12 protein-coding genes are annotated in these 17,455 nt (G+C 47.0%); 7 read left to right on the top strand and 5 right to left on the bottom strand.

The genetic code is table 11. The features are described 5' to 3' along the window. Positions 1-46: 46 nt before the first annotated feature. From JNJ77_06455 to JNJ77_06445, 3 genes are read right to left on the bottom strand one after another with little or no spacing between them, the layout of a single operon-like run. A complete protein-coding gene (locus JNJ77_06455) occupies positions 47-1,765 on the bottom strand; it encodes a CTP synthase (protein MBL8822213.1) in 1,719 nt (572 codons plus the stop codon). A 59-nt stretch (positions 1,766-1,824) separates the two neighbouring features. Further along, positions 1,825-5,775, bottom strand: a complete 3,951-nt coding sequence (locus JNJ77_06450; protein MBL8822212.1) for a hypothetical protein — start codon at positions 5,773-5,775, stop codon at positions 1,825-1,827. Between the two features lie 21 nt (positions 5,776-5,796). Then, a complete protein-coding gene (locus JNJ77_06445; protein MBL8822211.1) occupies positions 5,797-6,507 on the bottom strand; it encodes a HEAT repeat domain-containing protein in 711 nt (236 codons plus the stop codon). A 134-nt stretch (positions 6,508-6,641) separates the two neighbouring features. Here JNJ77_06445 and JNJ77_06440 point away from each other — a divergent pair, with 134 nt between their 5' ends. After that, a complete protein-coding gene (locus JNJ77_06440) occupies positions 6,642-7,034 on the top strand; it encodes a DUF1844 domain-containing protein (GenBank protein ID MBL8822210.1) in 393 nt (130 codons plus the stop codon). On the opposite strand, the gene JNJ77_06435 is transcribed toward JNJ77_06440, so the two are convergent. Both JNJ77_06435 and nadC read right to left on the bottom strand, forming a co-directional pair. Beyond that, positions 7,019-7,771 (bottom strand): biotin--[acetyl-CoA-carboxylase] ligase, encoded by a 753-nt coding sequence (locus JNJ77_06435; protein ID MBL8822209.1) that lies wholly within the window; start codon positions 7,769-7,771, stop codon positions 7,019-7,021. The two genes, JNJ77_06440 and JNJ77_06435, sit on opposite strands and share 16 nt — an antisense overlap. After that, positions 7,768-8,646 carry a carboxylating nicotinate-nucleotide diphosphorylase gene (nadC, locus tag JNJ77_06430; GenBank protein ID MBL8822208.1) on the bottom strand — a complete coding sequence of 293 codons (879 nt, stop codon included), beginning with the start codon at positions 8,644-8,646 and terminating at the stop codon, positions 7,768-7,770. Before nadC ends, JNJ77_06435 begins: the two co-directional genes overlap by 4 nt. Positions 8,647-8,890: 244 nt before the next feature. Between nadC and JNJ77_06425 the strand changes: the two genes are divergently transcribed. The 6 genes from JNJ77_06425 (at position 8,891) to JNJ77_06400 (ending at position 17,434) form a co-directional block, all read left to right on the top strand. Then, positions 8,891-9,829 carry an ABC transporter ATP-binding protein gene (locus tag JNJ77_06425; GenBank protein MBL8822207.1) on the top strand — a complete coding sequence of 313 codons (939 nt, stop codon included), beginning with the start codon at positions 8,891-8,893 and terminating at the stop codon, positions 9,827-9,829. A 41-nt stretch (positions 9,830-9,870) separates the two neighbouring features. Next, positions 9,871-11,814, top strand: coding sequence for an ABC transporter permease (locus tag JNJ77_06420; protein MBL8822206.1), 1,944 nt, complete (start codon positions 9,871-9,873; stop codon positions 11,812-11,814). 23 nt (positions 11,815-11,837) lie between these two features. Beyond that, complete coding sequence (locus JNJ77_06415; protein ID MBL8822205.1) at positions 11,838-13,790, top strand: hypothetical protein; 1,953 nt, start codon at positions 11,838-11,840, stop codon at positions 13,788-13,790. 75 nt (positions 13,791-13,865) lie between these two features. Then, on the top strand, positions 13,866-14,603 hold the full coding sequence (gene ispD, locus JNJ77_06410) for a 2-C-methyl-D-erythritol 4-phosphate cytidylyltransferase (GenBank protein ID MBL8822204.1): 738 nt from the start codon (positions 13,866-13,868) through the stop codon (positions 14,601-14,603). A 32-nt stretch (positions 14,604-14,635) separates the two neighbouring features. Then, positions 14,636-15,553 (top strand): class I mannose-6-phosphate isomerase, encoded by a 918-nt coding sequence (locus JNJ77_06405; GenBank protein MBL8822203.1) that lies wholly within the window; start codon positions 14,636-14,638, stop codon positions 15,551-15,553. A gap of 3 nt (positions 15,554-15,556) precedes the next feature. After that, a complete protein-coding gene (locus tag JNJ77_06400) occupies positions 15,557-17,434 on the top strand; it encodes an ABC transporter permease subunit (GenBank protein ID MBL8822202.1) in 1,878 nt (625 codons plus the stop codon). Positions 17,435-17,455: the final 21 nt, after the last annotated feature.

The following is a 17,455-nucleotide window of genomic DNA, read 5'->3' as shown; positions in this document are numbered from 1 at the left end:
CAATACAACGCTTGATTGTATCGTACTTTCGAACAGGTCCAAAGCGTTAACATGAGTATGATGCCGTCTTTTCATCTTTGTTATGCATGTTTTCTTTCGCACTTCGAGCCTGTACGCTCGAGGTGGCAGGGGCCTCTGCAATCATTCCGTTCTGCGACCTTCGCCGGTCGCGGGCTGCTCTCACAAATTCCCTGAATAAGGGATGTGCCTGAATGGGCTTGGATTTGAATTCCGGGTGATATTGTACTGCAACAAACCAGGGATGATTCTTCAGTTCAATGACTTCCACTAATTTCCCATCTGGACTTAGTCCTGACAGTAGAAATCCTTTTTCAGAGAACTGGAAACGGAACTGATTATTGAATTCATAACGATGCCGATGCCGTTCCATGATGGATGCTTTGCCATAAGCTTCATAGGCCTTGCTGCCTACAAGAAGGTCACAGGGATACTGTCCCAATCGCATGGTACCACCCATGTCCTGAACTTTTTCCTGCTCGCTCATCATGCAAATGACCGGGTAGCGCGTATCATCGGTGAATTCCGTACTGCTGGCGTCCTTGTGGCCAAGCACATTGCGGGCAAATTCTATCGTAGCGCATTGCATTCCCAGACAGACACCAAAAAATGGGATGTTGTTCTCCCTGGCATATTTGACTGCCATGATCTTGCCTTCTATGCCTCGGTCTCCAAAACCACCCGGGACCAGAATGCCGTCCATCCCGCTCAAGAGACTATCTGCCCGCTGCTCATCTTCGAGATCTTCAGCATCAACCTTGGTAATGCGAACTCGTGTGCTATTGGCAATACCTGCATGAACCAGTGATTCATAAATGGACTTGTAGGCATCGTGTGTTTCCATGTATTTGCCAACGACTGCTACATTGGCCTCATGCACAGGATTCTTCAGCTTGGAAAGCATCTTCATCCATTCATCCAGATTGGGTGGCTGAGCAGCAGATGTCAGTCCAAATTTTTCGATGATTAGTTCATCGAGTTTCTTTTCATGCAAGCTGATGGGCACTTCATAAACACTGAAATCTCTATCTTTCTCAGCAATGACTGCACGATTTTCCACATTGCAGAACAGACCTATTTTCTTTCTCATTTCCTCGGAGAGATCTCTTTCAGTCCGGCAAATCAAAATATCCGGCTGAATACCGATCTGCCTCAACATACCAACAGAATGCTGTGTGGGTTTCGTCTTCAACTCCTGTGCCGCTTTCAGATATGGCACGAGGGTCAGGTGAACGTAAAGGCAATTGTGCTTGCCGACATCCAGCGCAAACTGGCGAATCGCTTCCAGAAAAGGCAGACCTTCAATATCGCCTACCGTGCCGCCAATTTCAGTTATGACGACATCTGTTTCTGGCTTTGCCATCAAGTGGATACATCGCTTGATTTCATCAGTCACATGGGGAATCACCTGGATCGTCTGGCCCAGATAGTCTCCATGTCGTTCTTTATTGATGATAGTCTGGTAAATACGACCAGAAGTGTAATTGCTATGCCGATCGAGTTCTGCATTGGTAAATCGCTCGTAGTGGCCCAGATCCAAATCGGTTTCAGTACCATCATCCAGAACGTACACTTCTCCATGCTGAGCAGGATTCATGGTTCCAGGATCAACATTGAGATATGGATCAAATTTCTGCAGGCGTACATTGAGGCCTCGACGTTCCAACAACATTGCCATGGAAGCGCAGGTAATCCCCTTACCTAAAGAACTGACCACTCCGCCAGTTACGAAAATGTGCTTTGCCATGGCTACACTCCGGTCAATTTAAAAACGTATTATACAACTTGTGAAATTAGTCTAACAGCTTAATTGGGCAGAAGGTTGACATCGCCATCATTGGTTTTCCAGGATTCCATTTGACTGCTGAATTTTGCTTCATCTAAAGCATAAAAAGGTGGCTCAATGGCTTTATCATACTGCTGATGATGTGTCACATAATCAACTTCCTGTTCCAGTTTGCGAATCCAGACGGGGACATCCAGCCCGGAACCAGTCGTTTTACGAGTCTGTAAATCGATAGCGGAAAGTAGTTTCTCAAACGCAGCAAGTGTAGAAGAAGGTCTATCTGCGACAACAGGTCCGATACTTTTCTGAAGTTGTAATTCCAGATTCGCGGGAGTTACTAGCGCGGTCATGGTGTCTACATCGAGAGTGGCCGTGAATTGCTCCGCAATTAAATCTGCCACGGTGCGCAACTGCATTCCGTGTTCAGACTGCAATTCTTTCAGATGCTGCATATGCCGCTGAGAAATTTCACTGGTCATTCGGGTAATGGTCTGCTTCCAGATTAATGCAGCAGAAAACTGACCTTCACGAGCCAGCGTATCATGCACCCAGATGAGCGGCTTGATATTCCAGACATGGCGTTCGTACGTGCTTTTCAAACGAAGGAAAGCCACTAAACGGAATAGATTTTCGCCGTAATCCGACTGGGTGGTTGTCGCGTTATAGTCCTTGTACTCTTCGTAATTTTCGACTATCGCTTTCAGTACCAATTCAAACTGTCGCACAATCTGTTCACGATTCACGAGCTTGCGACGCAGTGCAATCAGCAGTTTTTCGCAGGTGCTTGCATCTTCACCGTACGTAACGGATGCATCTTCCTCAAGGTACGTCAGGTAAGCATGCACGCCCCGGCTGAGTATAGCTCGCAGATTGGCCAGGGTCATAAACTTGGGATGAAACAATTCCGATCCAAACTTGCGAATGAATTCACGTAACTCCAGCCATTCCTCTTCACCATGAATCGCTTCGACACTGGAAAGTCTAACAGAATGACTGTGATCAATCCACAGCATCAGGAATGGCTTCACCAGCAGATCGAGCATACTGACCAGCTTGGCCGGTTCGGGTGATGGTTTCCATTGCTGGGCTGAACGCGAAATACTCAAGGTCAAACCATTCATGGCGGATTCGAACAGCCGGTTGAACTCGGTAACCACGCGGCCTTGTATCGATTGCGCCCGTTCCAGGTCTCGAACAACCTTCAATACCTGGTAAGTTTCCTGTACCATCCCCTGTCGGGGAAGAGACATCATCAATTCACGAAGAATGGTTTGTGCAGTTCTAGTTTGAATAATCTCATGAATTCGTCCACCGGCATCCACTGGTTTGTACAGGAGAGAGACTGAGCCCAAGGCAGATAAGAACAATTTCAGACGAGAAGGAATCTTTTCAATCTTTCCAAGATACAATAAATTTTCCATTTGAACCGCGTGATGCTCCCAATCCTCGCTCGTCGTACTGGGAACTTCCTTGTTCTCTATAGCATAGCTTAAAGCATGCAAGGAACGCTCGGCCATGGAGATATCCAATACTGCCGATATGCCCGCTTCAAGAAGCTTATCCTTAATGTTCCGCTGCCTGTCGTATTCCATCATTGATGCCTGATTACCCAGTGGCTCAGGTACAGGACAGCGCTGAATCTTTTCAAGAAGTGGAATTAATTTTTCCCGCTGGGCGACCGCCGTTTTCCACCATGAGCTAAGTGTTTCTGACAACTCCGTCTGCTGCGCATAGCGTTTTGCCTGGCGAGCAACGAGTTTCCACAAGTGTGCCATCTGCGCCTGAAAATGAATTTTCTGAGTAATTACCTCAGACTGCTGCTCCAGCGGGAATTCCTGCTGACGTCCGTGCATAGGCTCTTCAGACAGGCTGCCTTGTACACCGTCATCCGTGGTATCCCGATACTCCATGCCTTCGTAAGCCGCTGCATACGGATTCTCTTCCTTGCGATTTGCACTCGAATCCGCTTCCAGATCAAACGTTACCTCCAGATAATCTTCCGCATTGGCTTCGATCAGGTCAATAAACCGTTTTACCAGCTTCCATTGCTCGGAGTTGCTTAACTCCGATGATTGCAGCACTTGTAGGAACCATTTTAACATCAGGTCGTATAGGCTGCTTTTTCCATCTTCCAAAGGAACTTCCGTCGCGTGGCTCAGCCAACTGATCATGAGAGCCATGGCGGCTGAATAATCCTTACGATGATGGAGTACGTCAACCACCGCTGCAAACGACGATGCAGATTGAAATCGATGTAGATGCTTTCGCCAGAACGCTAGATCACCCGAAGTTTGACCGAGCTGATGCCAGTCCGTCAGAGCTTCAGCCACCTGCATGGCAGACGACAGGCTCTCTTCACCTGCTGCCCTGGGCAACTCGGTGACTTCAAAGGTAGCGTATTGATCCCACCACATGGCTATGCGTTTGAAAATTTTCTTGATTCCACTAGCAATCTGATGCTGCCCGGATGCTGCCGCCTCACACATCACTCTGCCTGCCAGTTGAAATGTGGAATCCATGAATTCGCACAGTTCAATCAGGCGATGGTCCAGAACTGCATCTTCCATGGACTGGAAAATCGGGAACTGAGCCTGAAATCCGAGAGCATTCCAAGGATCAGGCAACGCACCACATTCAATTCCCCGATGCAATATTTCCTCCAGATTGACGAATTCACTTTCCGCTGAATTCAGCGAGTTGATTTTGACCGCGATCTGTATGTTGGTCAATGTTGTCGTCAATAACTGCTGAAAACGATCTGAAAGTGGGCTATCTGCGCGAAGTCGTCTTACTGCTTCCCGTGGATTTCCCAGGTCGGACAAAAAAAAGGCAATGTGCCTATTTTGTAACTGCTCTGCGCGGTGTCGGGTAATAGCCTGGTTGAGAGACTGCCGGGCACGCCCGAATGGCTGCCTGAGTTCCTCAGCTTCAATTGCCATGCGTTTTCTGTGCTGTCCGTGCAGACGTGAAAAACAATAGCTGTAAAAATTGTCGCGGAGCTTGGCAATGCGAGGTACCAGCGTTGAAAGTTTCACGGTCGAATCGTAGCTTCCCGGCGCCCGTCCACTCATGGCTGATGCCATGAGCACTGTCCCAGCCAGTACTATGCCTGCTTCCCTGGTATATTCCTGATGCAGTTCCGGGTCTGTCGTCTTCATTTGATCAGAAAGTATTTGCAGAGTGACTGCTCGAGACACATACCGCTGATATTGGCCCGCTTCATCCAGCGAATGGGGGTCCCATTCACCAAAGACATAATTCGGGCGACGATTGGCAGGATGTGAGTGATCGTAATTTCTCGGATCGTAAGCCCATTCTTCAAGCCTATTCAAGTCAAACGATGCTTCATCGAGAATATCTTCAGGCAGGGAGGTCAGCACCTGCATCGCTTCCAATATTAAAGCGTGGTATTTCGTATGTCCGCAACCTGCCTGTCTGATGTAAAGTGGAATGGGTCGAAATCGCTCATGAGCATAAGGCTCGCCCAGTTGTCTGTTCTCAAGTGTAGCTATGGGCCGATAGCCCAGAAAATCATTCAGCCTGTGCAATACTGCAGAAACAAGCTTATCCTGTTGAACTGTCAGTGAACTTTCTGCGAGAAGTGTTTCGATCATTCGAACAATAAAAAACGGTGAGAACAATTCACGACTGGTTACATGGCCGAGCAGATCAGTATGAAATCTGCCATATTCCGGAATCAATTTCTGCTTGAGAATTTCCAGCATGGCGACGGCATGTGAAAGATCTTTAAACGCACTGCCGCCTTCTTCAGACAACCTGGGACACTGCAACCTGAGCCATTCAATCAGGGCAAGGCAAGGCTCAGCTGATTCTGTGAAATCGAAATATTGTTGTGCAGTATTCCACGCTACCTGAAATCGCGGATCAGGTCTTCCATTTGAAAAATTCAAATAGCCCAAGATGCTCGCAACATCGATTTTGTCTAATCCATCCCTTGGCTGAGCATCCACGTTATCCATACCTCGACAAAACTATTTCCTTATTTTACGCAAAGCATCCGTCACGAGACGTCGTAATTGTCTGTCGGGATTTCCCTCTGCAAGAACCGCTTCGAATACAGGGATGGCATCTTTTGCATCAGGCCCGATTTCACCCAGAGCATTGATATAGCTGGCTTTAATCTGAACATTACCTCTTCTCATATTCGGAGACTCCGATTGATAGGCTTTGATCAGATCAGGTACAGCATCTTTTGCCTCCACGCCGATGGCAGCCAGGGCATCTGCAGCATGTCGTCTCACCTGATTATCCTTATCACTTAATGCTGTTCGCAGGGCGGGTACAGCCTTCTTTCCATATTTTCTCAATGAAACAGATGCCGCAGCGATAACATCAACATCCTTATCTTTCAAGGCCTTCGCCAGGGCAGGGACCGTGGTACTCGCATCACCTCCCGTCATACCCAAAGCTTCTGCTGCTCCTCGTCTGACCAGCACATCCCTATCTTTTTCGAGAAGCTGAATTAAATAAGGATTCGCAGATTTTGCATCCTGACCCAGTTTGGCTATCTCTGTAACGGCTTTGCGCTTCTTGACTGCCTGATTGCTTTTAAGATCACCGATTAGCTGTTGAACCTGAGTGTTTTCCTGTGACAACGCCTTGTTATTTGCACCGAATGCAACCAGTATAAGAAACAACAACATTGCTTTCATTACTCTACCTCCAACAGTTTTATTGTTCATGATTTAACGTTGTTAAGCAAGTTGAGTTACAATAAAAGATCAACCTCGAGATTTTCATCTCATCAGGAAGTAGACGAAGTTGTCATTCAGACTGCTATAATCACGGATGAAGAACAGTCTAAGGGATAAACGACATGAGCGATGCGTCAAAGAAAATCATCATTGATGAAGACTGGAAATCCGAAGCACAACAAGAAAAAGAAATGCTGGAGGAAAAATTAGAGCAGGAAAAACTTCAACAAGGCAAAAGTATGCCCCAGGCATCCTTCGAAGTGCTGGTCAATTCTCTGGCCATGCCTGCCATGTTGAATCTTGGTTTGATTCACGTGCCTCAGCAAAAACCTCAAATTAACCTGGCTGAAGCACAGTTCTATATTGATTTGCTAACTGTTGTTGAAAACAAGACGAAGGGAAACCTGGAAACGGCAGAGCATAATCTGCTCAAGACCATTCTCTACGAATTACGCATGGCATTTGTCAACTTGAGCCAAAGCATCGACAAGCAGGGAACTCAAACGTCTACTTGACCTTCCTGATTCATTTTGAGAATCGACTCAGGCAGGATTGTTCGTAACCCGGATTGATCATTGAGAACGATTCCGTTCCAATGCAGTGACTTCACTTTTCCAGTAATGACACCTTGAGTTGTTACTGCTTCAACATGCCGTCCCAAAAGTCCACTATAATTTTCCCAACCTGCAAGAAGATCTTGATGCTGGTCATTTTGCAACAACTTGGCATACCCTTCATTCAGGCTGCTGATGATGGAATCAGTTACTTCCTCAACTTCGATCATGCGTTTCGTATGTTCATTCAGAAACGTTGAGTTGCTGATTCCCTTCTCGTGGTAATGGTGCATTGGCTTGTGAACATTAATTCCAATACCGATTACACACCATGGATTACGAATCTCAACCAGTATGCCACATAACTTTTTCTGGTTAATCAACACATCATTCGGCCATTTAAGGACGGGTTTAACTTGAGACCAATGATCAATTACTTTGCAGACACTGACTCCAGCCCAAATGGTCAACACAACTGGCCGACAAAGTTGCTCATCCAATTTGATGAGAGTTGAACAGAGTAGGGCAGTGCCCCGTTCCGCATGCCATCGTCTGCCTCGAGTTCCTCGTCCTGAATGTTGTTCATCAGCAATAACAACCAGGCCGTTGAATTGATCATCAGTTGCGTACTGCCAGGCAACGTCATTCGTGCTGGTGACTGATTCCAGATGAATCCGGCAGTTACCTATTGTGTTCATGATTCGGTGTAATCTAATGCAATATCGAGAGCAACCGCGGAATGGGTCAGTGCTCCGATGCTGACGAAATCAACACCTGTCTCGGCAATCTCGGTCAGGTTATCAAGAGTAATACCTCCTGAGGCTTCCAGCTTGGTCACACTTTTCAACCGGTCCCTCAGTTTTACTGCTTCAAGCAGCAAATGAGGCTTCATATTGTCTAGTAACACAATATCCGGTCTGGATGGCAGTATCTCGTTCAACTGATCCAATGATTCAACTTCAACCTCAACCAGCGGGCTGCCGTTTACTCTTTTCGCCTTTTCGATCGCTGCAAGTATCGGCGCGCGATGCTCTTTCAAAGCGGCCAGGTGGTTATCCTTGATCATGATCCTGTCAAATAATCCCATCCGATGATTGATGCCACCGCCACACCGAACTGCATATTTTTCAAGGTATCGCCAGCCAGGTGTGGTCTTTCGCGTGTCCAGCACCTGACATTTCGTATCTCGAACACGACTGACATACTGATGAGTCAGGCTGGCGACCCCAGAGAGCCGTTGTATAAAATTAAGAATGATTCGCTCAATGGCAAGGATGCTTCTCAGGTTTCCTTGTAGAGTTACCAGAACGTCGCCTGGTTTAACTTCCACTCCATCGGAGAGTCCAGTCTCAAGAGTTAAGAACGGATCGAAAGAATCCATTACCAGTTTGATGATTGGAATCCCTGCAATGACTCCTGGCTTTCTGACAACAATATTCGCCTTACCGGCAAATTCCCTTGGGATTACCGTCAGGGATGTAATATCACCTTGGCTTCCCAGATCTTCTTCCAGGGCGAGTTTGATCAGTTTCGTTGCAGCCTGCTTCTCAGCTTGACCGAATAGCATTGGCATTTCTCGTTACTGTAGGTGAGAAGTCCCAGTCATCAGCTTGCCACCTTGCAGAGGGTTATTATCATGACGTTGATCGAACGATGCATCGTATGACAGGCATTCAACTTAGGTTGTTCTATAACATTGGTATCAGGATTGTGCTGCATCGACGAACGAATAACTGAAATGATGCGTATACCTTGTATCGTTTCACAATCTACCTTGAGAAATTTGCAAGTTCAGGCTGATCAATTAAGGAAACAACATGGCAGAAAGCCCCAATTCAACAGCACAGGAAGTGATTGTTGAAACTCGAAATCTCAGCAAGGTTTATCTTGATTTCTGGGGACGAAAAAAGAAACAGGCCCTTCGTTCACTCAACCTCGACATCAAGAAGGGTGAAGTTTTTGGATTGCTGGGGCCTAACGGTTCAGGGAAAACCACCACCATCAAATTGCTCCTCGGTCTGTTATTTCCCTCAGAAGGCGAAGGGCTGGTTTTCGGAAAGCCGGGAACTAATGTTCAGAAGAACGAACGCATCGGCTACCTGCCTGAAGAATCGTATCTGTATCGTTTTCTCACCGCGGAAGAAACACTCGATTTCTACGGCAGATTATTCAACATACCAGCTGATGTTCGTCGGCAGCGTGCCAACGAGCTAATTGAAAAGGTCGGTCTGGCTCGTGATAAGAAACGGACGCTGAAAGAATACTCCAAGGGGATGCGGCAACGTATTGGGCTGGCACAAGCACTCATTAACGATCCTGATCTTGTCATTCTCGATGAACCTACTTCAGGTCTTGATCCTATCGGCACCAAATGGATGAAAAATCTCATCCTTGAATTGCGTGATCAGGGCAAGACCATATTAATGTGCAGCCACCGTCTGGAAGATGTGCAGGATGTTTGTGATCGCATTGCTATTTTGTTTGACGGTGAACTCCAGGAACTTGGTTCGGTTGACAAGCTGCTTGAAGTTGAAGAAATGGTTCAGTTGACGGCACGAGGAATGAAAATCACCGATTCTCTACGAAACGACCTTGCAGAAGTCGTGAAGAAGCACGGTGGGAATGTTGACAATATTGACCATCCAACCACCACGCTGGAAGATCTATTCCTGCGCATCGTAGAAGACAGTAAAGCCAGACCAGGCAGACGGTATGTTCCACCCAGTGATCGACCAGCTGGAAATCAGAAAGTTTAAGACGGTTATTTCTTCAAACTTCTCAACAGGTGTAATCAGGAATGATGTTTGCAGCGTTTAATATTGAAACGGTTTATCCAACACTCGAGCGAATGGGCGAGTACGCAGAAATATGGCTCCGCAAGGCTGGAATTGGTTCCATCATTTTATTGCTGATCTGGACTCTGTGGTTTGTCCTGAAGGCTGCACTGCGTGATGGTCAATGGGTGCCTTATGGACTCACCGGCAGGTTGAGTTCGGAAGGCACAGAAAACAACTGGCGTGCCAGGGTCTTCTGGATACTGCTCGGCCTGACGGCAGTTGCATTTATTGGCATGATTGCTTACTTTGGATACCATTTGTTTACTCAAAATACCATTTTTGATCCGTTTGATGTCCCCAGTCCGGAAAACAAGTATCGAGATCATACTCGGACCGATATTGCGGTAAACTTCTTCTGCGCTCTGGCACTTCTGACACTCTCAATTGAATTTATTTTTGAAGTTCTCAGATTCAGCCCCCGTCGATTGATGGCCATAGCCCGGTTCAGCATCAAGGAAGCCATACGCAGGAAGGTGCTCTGGGTGTTTCTCATCCTCGGTATTGTTGTTTTGTTTGCCAGTTGGTTCATCACCACAGAGAAAAAGAACGATCAGTGGCAGCAGTATATCAATCTCGTTTTCTATGTCGTCACCACGATGATTCTGGTAACGTCAGGTATCCTGGCGTGTTTCAGTATCCCGACTGACATTAAACATCAGACCATTTTTACCGTGGTGACGAAGCCAGTCCAGAAACTGGAAATCGTACTGGGCAGAATTCTGGGCCTGGTGGGGTTGATGACAGTTATTCTGATTCTTGCTGGTGCAGTAAGTCTTATCTATGTTGCGCGAGGAGTTGATCAAGAAGTCAAGAAATCCATACGTGCGAGAACTGTTGCTTTCGGAAACCTGTTATTCCTGGATATTACCCCTTCCGGCGAAGTAGTTGTCAAAGAACGTGGTGGCGATAACGTCGGACGTGTCTGGGAATATTTCCAGTATCTATCTGGAGGCACTGGACAGGAAGCAGTGTGGTTCTTTGATAAACTTCCAGCTGCAGTTGCCAATCGGGAACTGGTAACCATCGAGGCCACCTTCGATATCTTCCGAACGAGCAAAGGTGGTGCAGACGGATTTGAACAGGGTGTTGCTGTTCAATTCTCATTTGTGAACCGAGCGAAATGGAAAGGTAATTTTGATGAATACCGCAATGCACGTGATCCCAAAACAAACCTGCCACTTTCCGCTGACGAAAAAGCCCGTAAGTTTGGTTACTACGAATTGCCCAAGCCTGCAAGGGTATTTGATGAAGGCGAACCAACGCTAGTCAGTTTCCCGGGAAGCATCATGGCTGACAGCCCTTCCAATGCCATTCTGGAAGTCCATGTCAACTGCCGATCCAATTCACAGTATCTGGGCACTGCTCAGCGTAATCTGTTCATGCTGGTGGATGAAGGCAACTGGGTATTGAATTTCTTCAAGGGCCTGGTTGGAGTCTGGTTCTTTATGGTTCTGGTTGTCACCTTTGGTGTCGTGTTGTCCACCTATCTGAATGCTCCCATCAGCCTGCTGATTACCATCCTTCTGGTGATTATGGGACAACCTACCATTCTCAAATACATCTACGAACAATCGCTCCCTGATGATCCTGTCAACCGACCTGGCGGGCGTGCCTTTGAATCAGCACTGCGATTGATCAACAAGGAAAACATGGTGACACCGTTGACTGACAATGCTGCGTCAAGAACAGCCATTGCGATGGACAACTCTGTCAGGTACGTGTTCAAGCTGATCCATGCAGCATTACCAGATCTTGAAATCTATGATCGCAAGCTGTTTGTATCGGAAGGATTCGACATCCCAGGCAGTGAACTGTTTGCCTCATTTCTGCGTTTGATCATGTATCTGTTTCCGTGTTTGTTATTGGGATATTATCTGCTATGTGGCAGAGAAATTGCTAACTAACAGGAACTATTGAGAGCCATCACATGGCCACAGCCTACGAACGCATACGACAAAGAAAAATCATTTACCTGGTGGCCATCGTGCTACTGTTTGGGATGGCGTATGCACATAAACTGCTGGTCATCGACACTGCTGCCAAACAGTACGACATTAGCGAAACCAATCTGGGTAAGGTAGATTTGGGTGGTTCGATCTCGCGGTTTGTTCTGTCCAGTTTTCGAGGACCTCTTGTTTGCGGTCTGTGGTGGGAAGTAACCGAATTGCAGGAACGACACGACTACAAGCAACTTGAAATCATTCTGACCGCATTGACAAAACTACAGCCGCATTTCAAGAAGCCCTGGCAGTATCAAGGCTGGAACCTGGCGTACAATGTTTCCGTTGAATTCGACAGGGTACAGGACAAATACTTCTACATCTCCAAGGGGATTCGCTGGCTGGCCAACGGTGAAGAGATCAACCGCATCAAACTGTATGATCCCTCGCGACCGGATGAAGTACATGTCATTGGTGACCCGGAAATGCGTTCAGAAATAGCACAATACATTTCAGGGAAAATGTACTATGCAGATGAACAAACCATCTTCAGACCACTCCTTCATATGAGTTGCATCCCCCTCTCACAGAGGGAACCCGTCAATTTAAAGAACAATCCATCACAACTGGAGCGGTTCAAATCGCAGTATCCCCGATTTGTGCGCAGAGTACAAGCCTATCTGAATGTGCCGGAAGGTGATGAAACTGCATTAAACCGTGAGCTAATCAACTTCTTAACTGAGCATCAGGATGTCCCTTCTCTATGGCAGGTTGACAGCGACAACACTGTGAAACTGGCCAATGATCCGTGGCCCCGTTGGCCCAATATGGCTGACCGCGATTTACTCGGCAAAGTAATTGACCAGGAACTGATGCAGGATGGCTTGGATATTGCCGGTCATTGGTACGAATTCTCCACGGAAATGCTACCACCACCCAAGACAGAGTTATCTGAAGATGTAACCCCTGAACAGGGAAAATATACCCGAACTAACAAAAACATGCATAGCATGTTGTTCCGCGCTAAACCCGCTCAGACACAATCCCGCAGCGCTCAGGAACTTTACAAAGAAGGCTGGGCAGAACAGGGACAGCTGATAGCTGAAAAAGGCCACACCATGTGGTTGGATCTTGGTAAGGCCTGTAATATTGAGCAGCCTGATGCCAAGTACCAGGATATGGTTAAGAAGGCAGGAATCTATCAGGAGAAATACAAGGAACAGGCAGAAAATCTCATGGCACCTCCTGAATATCTCAAATCGCAAAACCCTGAAGAATATGCCCATGCAATGGACTGTTATAAGGCATTCAACTTTATCAATAATCTGGTCAAATTGCGATCAATCTGTCGCTACGATTACTGGAAGCAGACCTCTGCTGCCAACAAATCAGACAACTACCGAGAAGCCTCGCTGTCGCGATATTTCGCTGAGCAGAACTATACTGACTGGCCAGTCTCGGTTGCACATTATCAAAGAGCCATTGGCCTGCTCAGTCTATTGTTCCGTAACTCCATGTCTGTCCCGGATGAAATTGGATTAAGGTGCAGCATGCTGGCACCTGGAATTGGAACCACACTGGCTCAGGTAACTCCTGCAATCAGTTTCAATCTTTCACTGTATGGAGGTCATGATACCATTCAGGAAGAAATGCTTGACCTGCAGGAGAAGTACATGCGAACCATCGCAAGAAATCTTGCACCTGATCGACTCCGAGCTGAATATCATGTCTGGCTGCTGAGGCAGCATCTCAGCACAAGTCTGCTCACCGCGGCATTCCCCAACACGGTATCTTCGTGGTCCGGCGTCGTATCGCCTTCAATCCTGAATATTGACTGGATTGAGGACGTGGTTTCATCAGAACGGGGACCTTTTGATGATCTGATTCCAGAAGCAGTTAAAACAAATCGCGAAAAAGACAAAACGATGACGAAGAAATAGACTGTTGAATTCTTCTCCCTCATCGGTCACCAATGATATATCATCATGGATAGTTCCAGATGAGGGAGTCCAGCCATGTCGAAATTTGGTGTAATTCTCGTTGCCGCTGGCAAGTCCTCTCGATTCAAAGACGATGTCAAAAAACCCTACGCGGACATTGATGGCAGGGCAGTCTGGCTTCGTGCCGCAGATCTCTTCATCAGTCGAAAAGACGTTGTCCAGACTATTCTTGTGATAGCTGAAGAAGATGAGGAAAATGTCCGCAGACGGTATGGCCCCAATATGGCCTTTATGAATGTCATGCTGACTTTAGGGGGAGCCACACGATCAGATTCCGTATCCAATGGCCTGGCAAAACTGCAACCTGATCTTCACTATGTTGCCATCCACGATGCGGTGAGGCCTTGTGCTACTGCAGATATGATTGACAAGGTCTTTTCTACCGCTCAGGAAACTGGTGCTGCCATCCTGGCATCACCGATTGTTGATACACTCAAGCGTGATAATGGCAACTCATGTATTGAAAGCACCGTTACACGTGAACATCTCTGGTTAGCTCAGACGCCACAGGTCTTTCGAAAAGAGATTATCGAAAAAGCATATGCGTCCCGCAAAATGAATTCCAATATTACTGACGATGCACAGCTTGTTGAAATGCTGGGAGTACCTGTAACACTGGTTAGCAGTGACGCATCGAACATTAAAATCACCACCAAGTCAGATTTATATCTTGCAGATGCCATATTGAAATCAAGACCCAAACCCAAAGCACGCGCATTTCATCCATTTTCTGAAGAGGACATGTGGAAGTGATTGGCGCATCACCTCTCAGTTTTCAGCCATGGATGCGCAAGATGCCCTGGGGTGGCAAGCAACTAACTGCTCTCTATGGCTTCAACTCGAGCCCATCTCCTGTAGGCGAAGCCTGGTTGCTTAGCGATCATCACCTGCATCACAGCAAGTCAACTGTTTCTCAAGTTGACCATCTGACACTCCGTCAATTGATCCAGCATCACGGGCGTGATTTGGTTGGTCAGGAATTCAGCTTACCCTTCCCGATTCTAATCAAAATCCTGGATGCTGCCGAGAATCTTTCCATTCAGGTGCACCCCGATGATGATCAGTCAAGACTCTGGTCGCCTGGCGAAAGAGGCAAATCAGAAGCCTGGGTTGTATTATCTGTCGAAAAGAATGCCGCTCTTTACATCGATTTGAAACAGGATTGCAGCATGGAGCAATTCGAAGCATCCGTGAGACAGGGAAAAACAGTCGAGTGCTTGAATCGAATAGAACCACGAATTGGTGAGGTATATGCAATTCCGCCGGGCACAGTCCATGCCATTGGGGCAGGCATCATGCTGCTTGAAGTTCAGCAGTCCAGTGATGCTACATTCCGGCTGGATGACTGGGGCAGAACTGAGGCAGATGGAAAGTCCCGCCCGTTGCATGTAGAAGCCGGGTTGGCATGCGCCCGTAAATCGCCAACTGGTGTTGGACTGCAAACCGCCATAAGTGAGCCCTCTGGTGCAAAACTGCTTGTGCAAAACAGTCATTTTTCCATCAGGCAATGGAGCGATTGCTCTCAAGTAGTAATCCATGCGCCAGCCATAGTGATTCCCTGGCAATCCGACATCATTTGCATGGAAACAGATTCATCTTACCATCGTGGGAATGCAACCGTGATTCCTGCGTTGATGAAGCAATGCACTTTCGAATTGCAGCCTACTGCAGTTCTTTACGAAATACACTGGCATCCGTCTTAGAGAATGATTCGCATCTTTGGACCAGTTTTGAGATACGACCTGGTGTGCACCGCACGCCGCACGCGTTACTTTGTCATGCGGTTTTTCTTTGCCCTGCTTCTGTTTCTAACTCTGTACGTCTTCTATGTGAAACAACTGGGTAGCGTTAATGTGGAACGTGTCTCCAGGCAGCGACTGGTCGATTTCGCCCAGATATTCAGCTATGCGTATCTCGTAATTCAATATTTTCTAGTGCTGCTGATCACTCCGGCTTATGTCGGTACAGCCATTGCCGAAGAGAAAGAGCGTCGCACGCTTGAATTTCTACTGGCTACCGATTTGCATTCGCAGGAGATCATCTTCGGCAAGCTGGCTTCACGTGTGGGAAACATCGTTATGTTCCTGCTTGCAGGCCTGCCTGTCTTGTCTTTTGTACAGTTTTTCGGTGGCATCGACCCTGATCTACTTCTCTATGGGTTTATCGCAACTCTCATTACAGTATTGAGCGTTGCTGCAGTCAGCATTGCCTGCTCCGTGCAAGCCCGACACAGTCGGGAAGGTATCATCCGATCCTATCTGATTGTTGTCAGCTACTTTATATTCGGGTTCCTGCTCAGTTGGCTCATCATGTTTTTAAAAGGTTTGAGAGGTGGACTGGGAGCAACAGGGAACTTGGTAGACGATGTGTGGTTTGTTCAGGGGATTTGTTACTTCACGGAGTATTACCTGGCTGGTGATGCATTCCATGCTGCATATCTCTACTTTTCATCATCAATCTTACCAGGAGTAGCTTTTACATCATGGACAGGAATTCGACTGGCGTCTTCGATTACCGACCTCATTCGAAACTACTTATTGTTTCATGGCATCATTGCAATTCTCTGTCTGCTTTACTCGATTGTTTATCTTCGCCGAATTTTCGTCCAACAGATGTACGGAGATGTCAGAAAAAGAATTGGAACGAAATCGCTGTCCAGAAAATCGAATGTACCGGTAGCAGTAATACAGGAACAGAAACCAGCCAGAGTAAGAGGAATTCGCTGGTCGCTGGGAAACTGGCAACCCATGATCTGGAAAGAATGGCTTGTTCCCAGACAATCGCACAGATCTTTAATGATGAAATTAATCACCGGATTCAGTTGGGCATGTTTTCTGTTTCCGGTGGTTGTCATATTCATCATGGCACAGAATCGCTCCAGTCTGAACTGGAGCATACTCAGCGATTCTATGAATATCTACATCCGTATTGCCGGTACCGTCTGCATGTGCCTGATGCTACTGGGAACGGGGATACGTGCTGCCAATTCCTGCACCGTGGAGCGAGATAAACAGACTTTGGAATCATTGCTTCTTACGCCACTGACCACGTTTGAAATCATTTTCGGGAAGTGGTTTGGGGCATGGCTGGGCTTCAGTTCATCTTATGTACTATTGGGAATCATCTGGTTACTGGGGCTGATCTTTCAGGGGTTGGAATTCCGCTCTACCCTTTACCTGACACTGGCATTTCTCATTTACAACAGTTTCGCTGCATCAATGGGATGTTACTTCAGTGCAGCACTGAAATCAACCACGCGTGCCTTACTCACCACCGTCTTCTGGCTGATCATCTGGCTGGGTCTACACTGGGTATTTGTCGGCCTTGTGCTCTTGCTGACGTCGAGTGGCAGTATGCAGGGGGTCTACTTCTTCATGCTGGGAATGACACCACCTTTTGTGTTCGGATTTCTGGCACATCACCAGCATTCCATGGATTTCTCTGATCTCAATGCCGGGAATGAAATCATGCCCTATGTCATTACGGGAATGGTGATTAATGCAGGATTATCGGCATTATTCTTCCTCTTAGCTCTGCAACGGTTCTACCTCAACACCGGACGGGTTCATAATCTTAAATCATAAGCATTGTTCATCTGTCCCAAT

The sequence above is a fragment of the Planctomycetia bacterium genome (assembly GCA_016795155.1).
Lineage (GTDB): Bacteria > Planctomycetota > Planctomycetia > Gemmatales > HRBIN36 > JAEUIE01.
This window is presented reverse-complemented; position numbering and strand designations above follow the sequence as displayed.

Excerpts from the sequence above, each read along its gene's own strand:
- JNJ77_06455 (MBL8822213.1), bottom strand. The coding sequence starts at position 1,765 with ATGGCAAAGCACATTTTCGTAACTGGCGGAGTGGTCAGTTCTTTAGGT.
- JNJ77_06445 (MBL8822211.1), bottom strand. The coding sequence starts at position 6,507 with ATGAACAATAAAACTGTTGGAGGTAGAGTAATGAAAGCAATGTTGTTG.
- JNJ77_06440 (MBL8822210.1), top strand. The coding sequence starts at position 6,642 with ATGAGCGATGCGTCAAAGAAAATCATCATTGATGAAGACTGGAAATCC.
- JNJ77_06435 (MBL8822209.1), bottom strand. The coding sequence starts at position 7,771 with ATGAACACAATAGGTAACTGCCGGATTCATCTGGAATCAGTCACCAGC.
- nadC (MBL8822208.1), bottom strand. The coding sequence starts at position 8,646 with ATGCCAATGCTATTCGGTCAAGCTGAGAAGCAGGCTGCAACGAAACTG.
- JNJ77_06425 (MBL8822207.1), top strand. The coding sequence starts at position 8,891 with ATGGCAGAAAGCCCCAATTCAACAGCACAGGAAGTGATTGTTGAAACT.
- JNJ77_06420 (MBL8822206.1), top strand. The coding sequence starts at position 9,871 with ATGATGTTTGCAGCGTTTAATATTGAAACGGTTTATCCAACACTCGAG.
- JNJ77_06415 (MBL8822205.1), top strand. The coding sequence starts at position 11,838 with ATGGCCACAGCCTACGAACGCATACGACAAAGAAAAATCATTTACCTG.
- ispD (MBL8822204.1), top strand. The coding sequence starts at position 13,866 with ATGTCGAAATTTGGTGTAATTCTCGTTGCCGCTGGCAAGTCCTCTCGA.
- JNJ77_06405 (MBL8822203.1), top strand. The coding sequence starts at position 14,636 with ATGCGCAAGATGCCCTGGGGTGGCAAGCAACTAACTGCTCTCTATGGC.
- JNJ77_06400 (MBL8822202.1), top strand. The coding sequence starts at position 15,557 with ATGATTCGCATCTTTGGACCAGTTTTGAGATACGACCTGGTGTGCACC.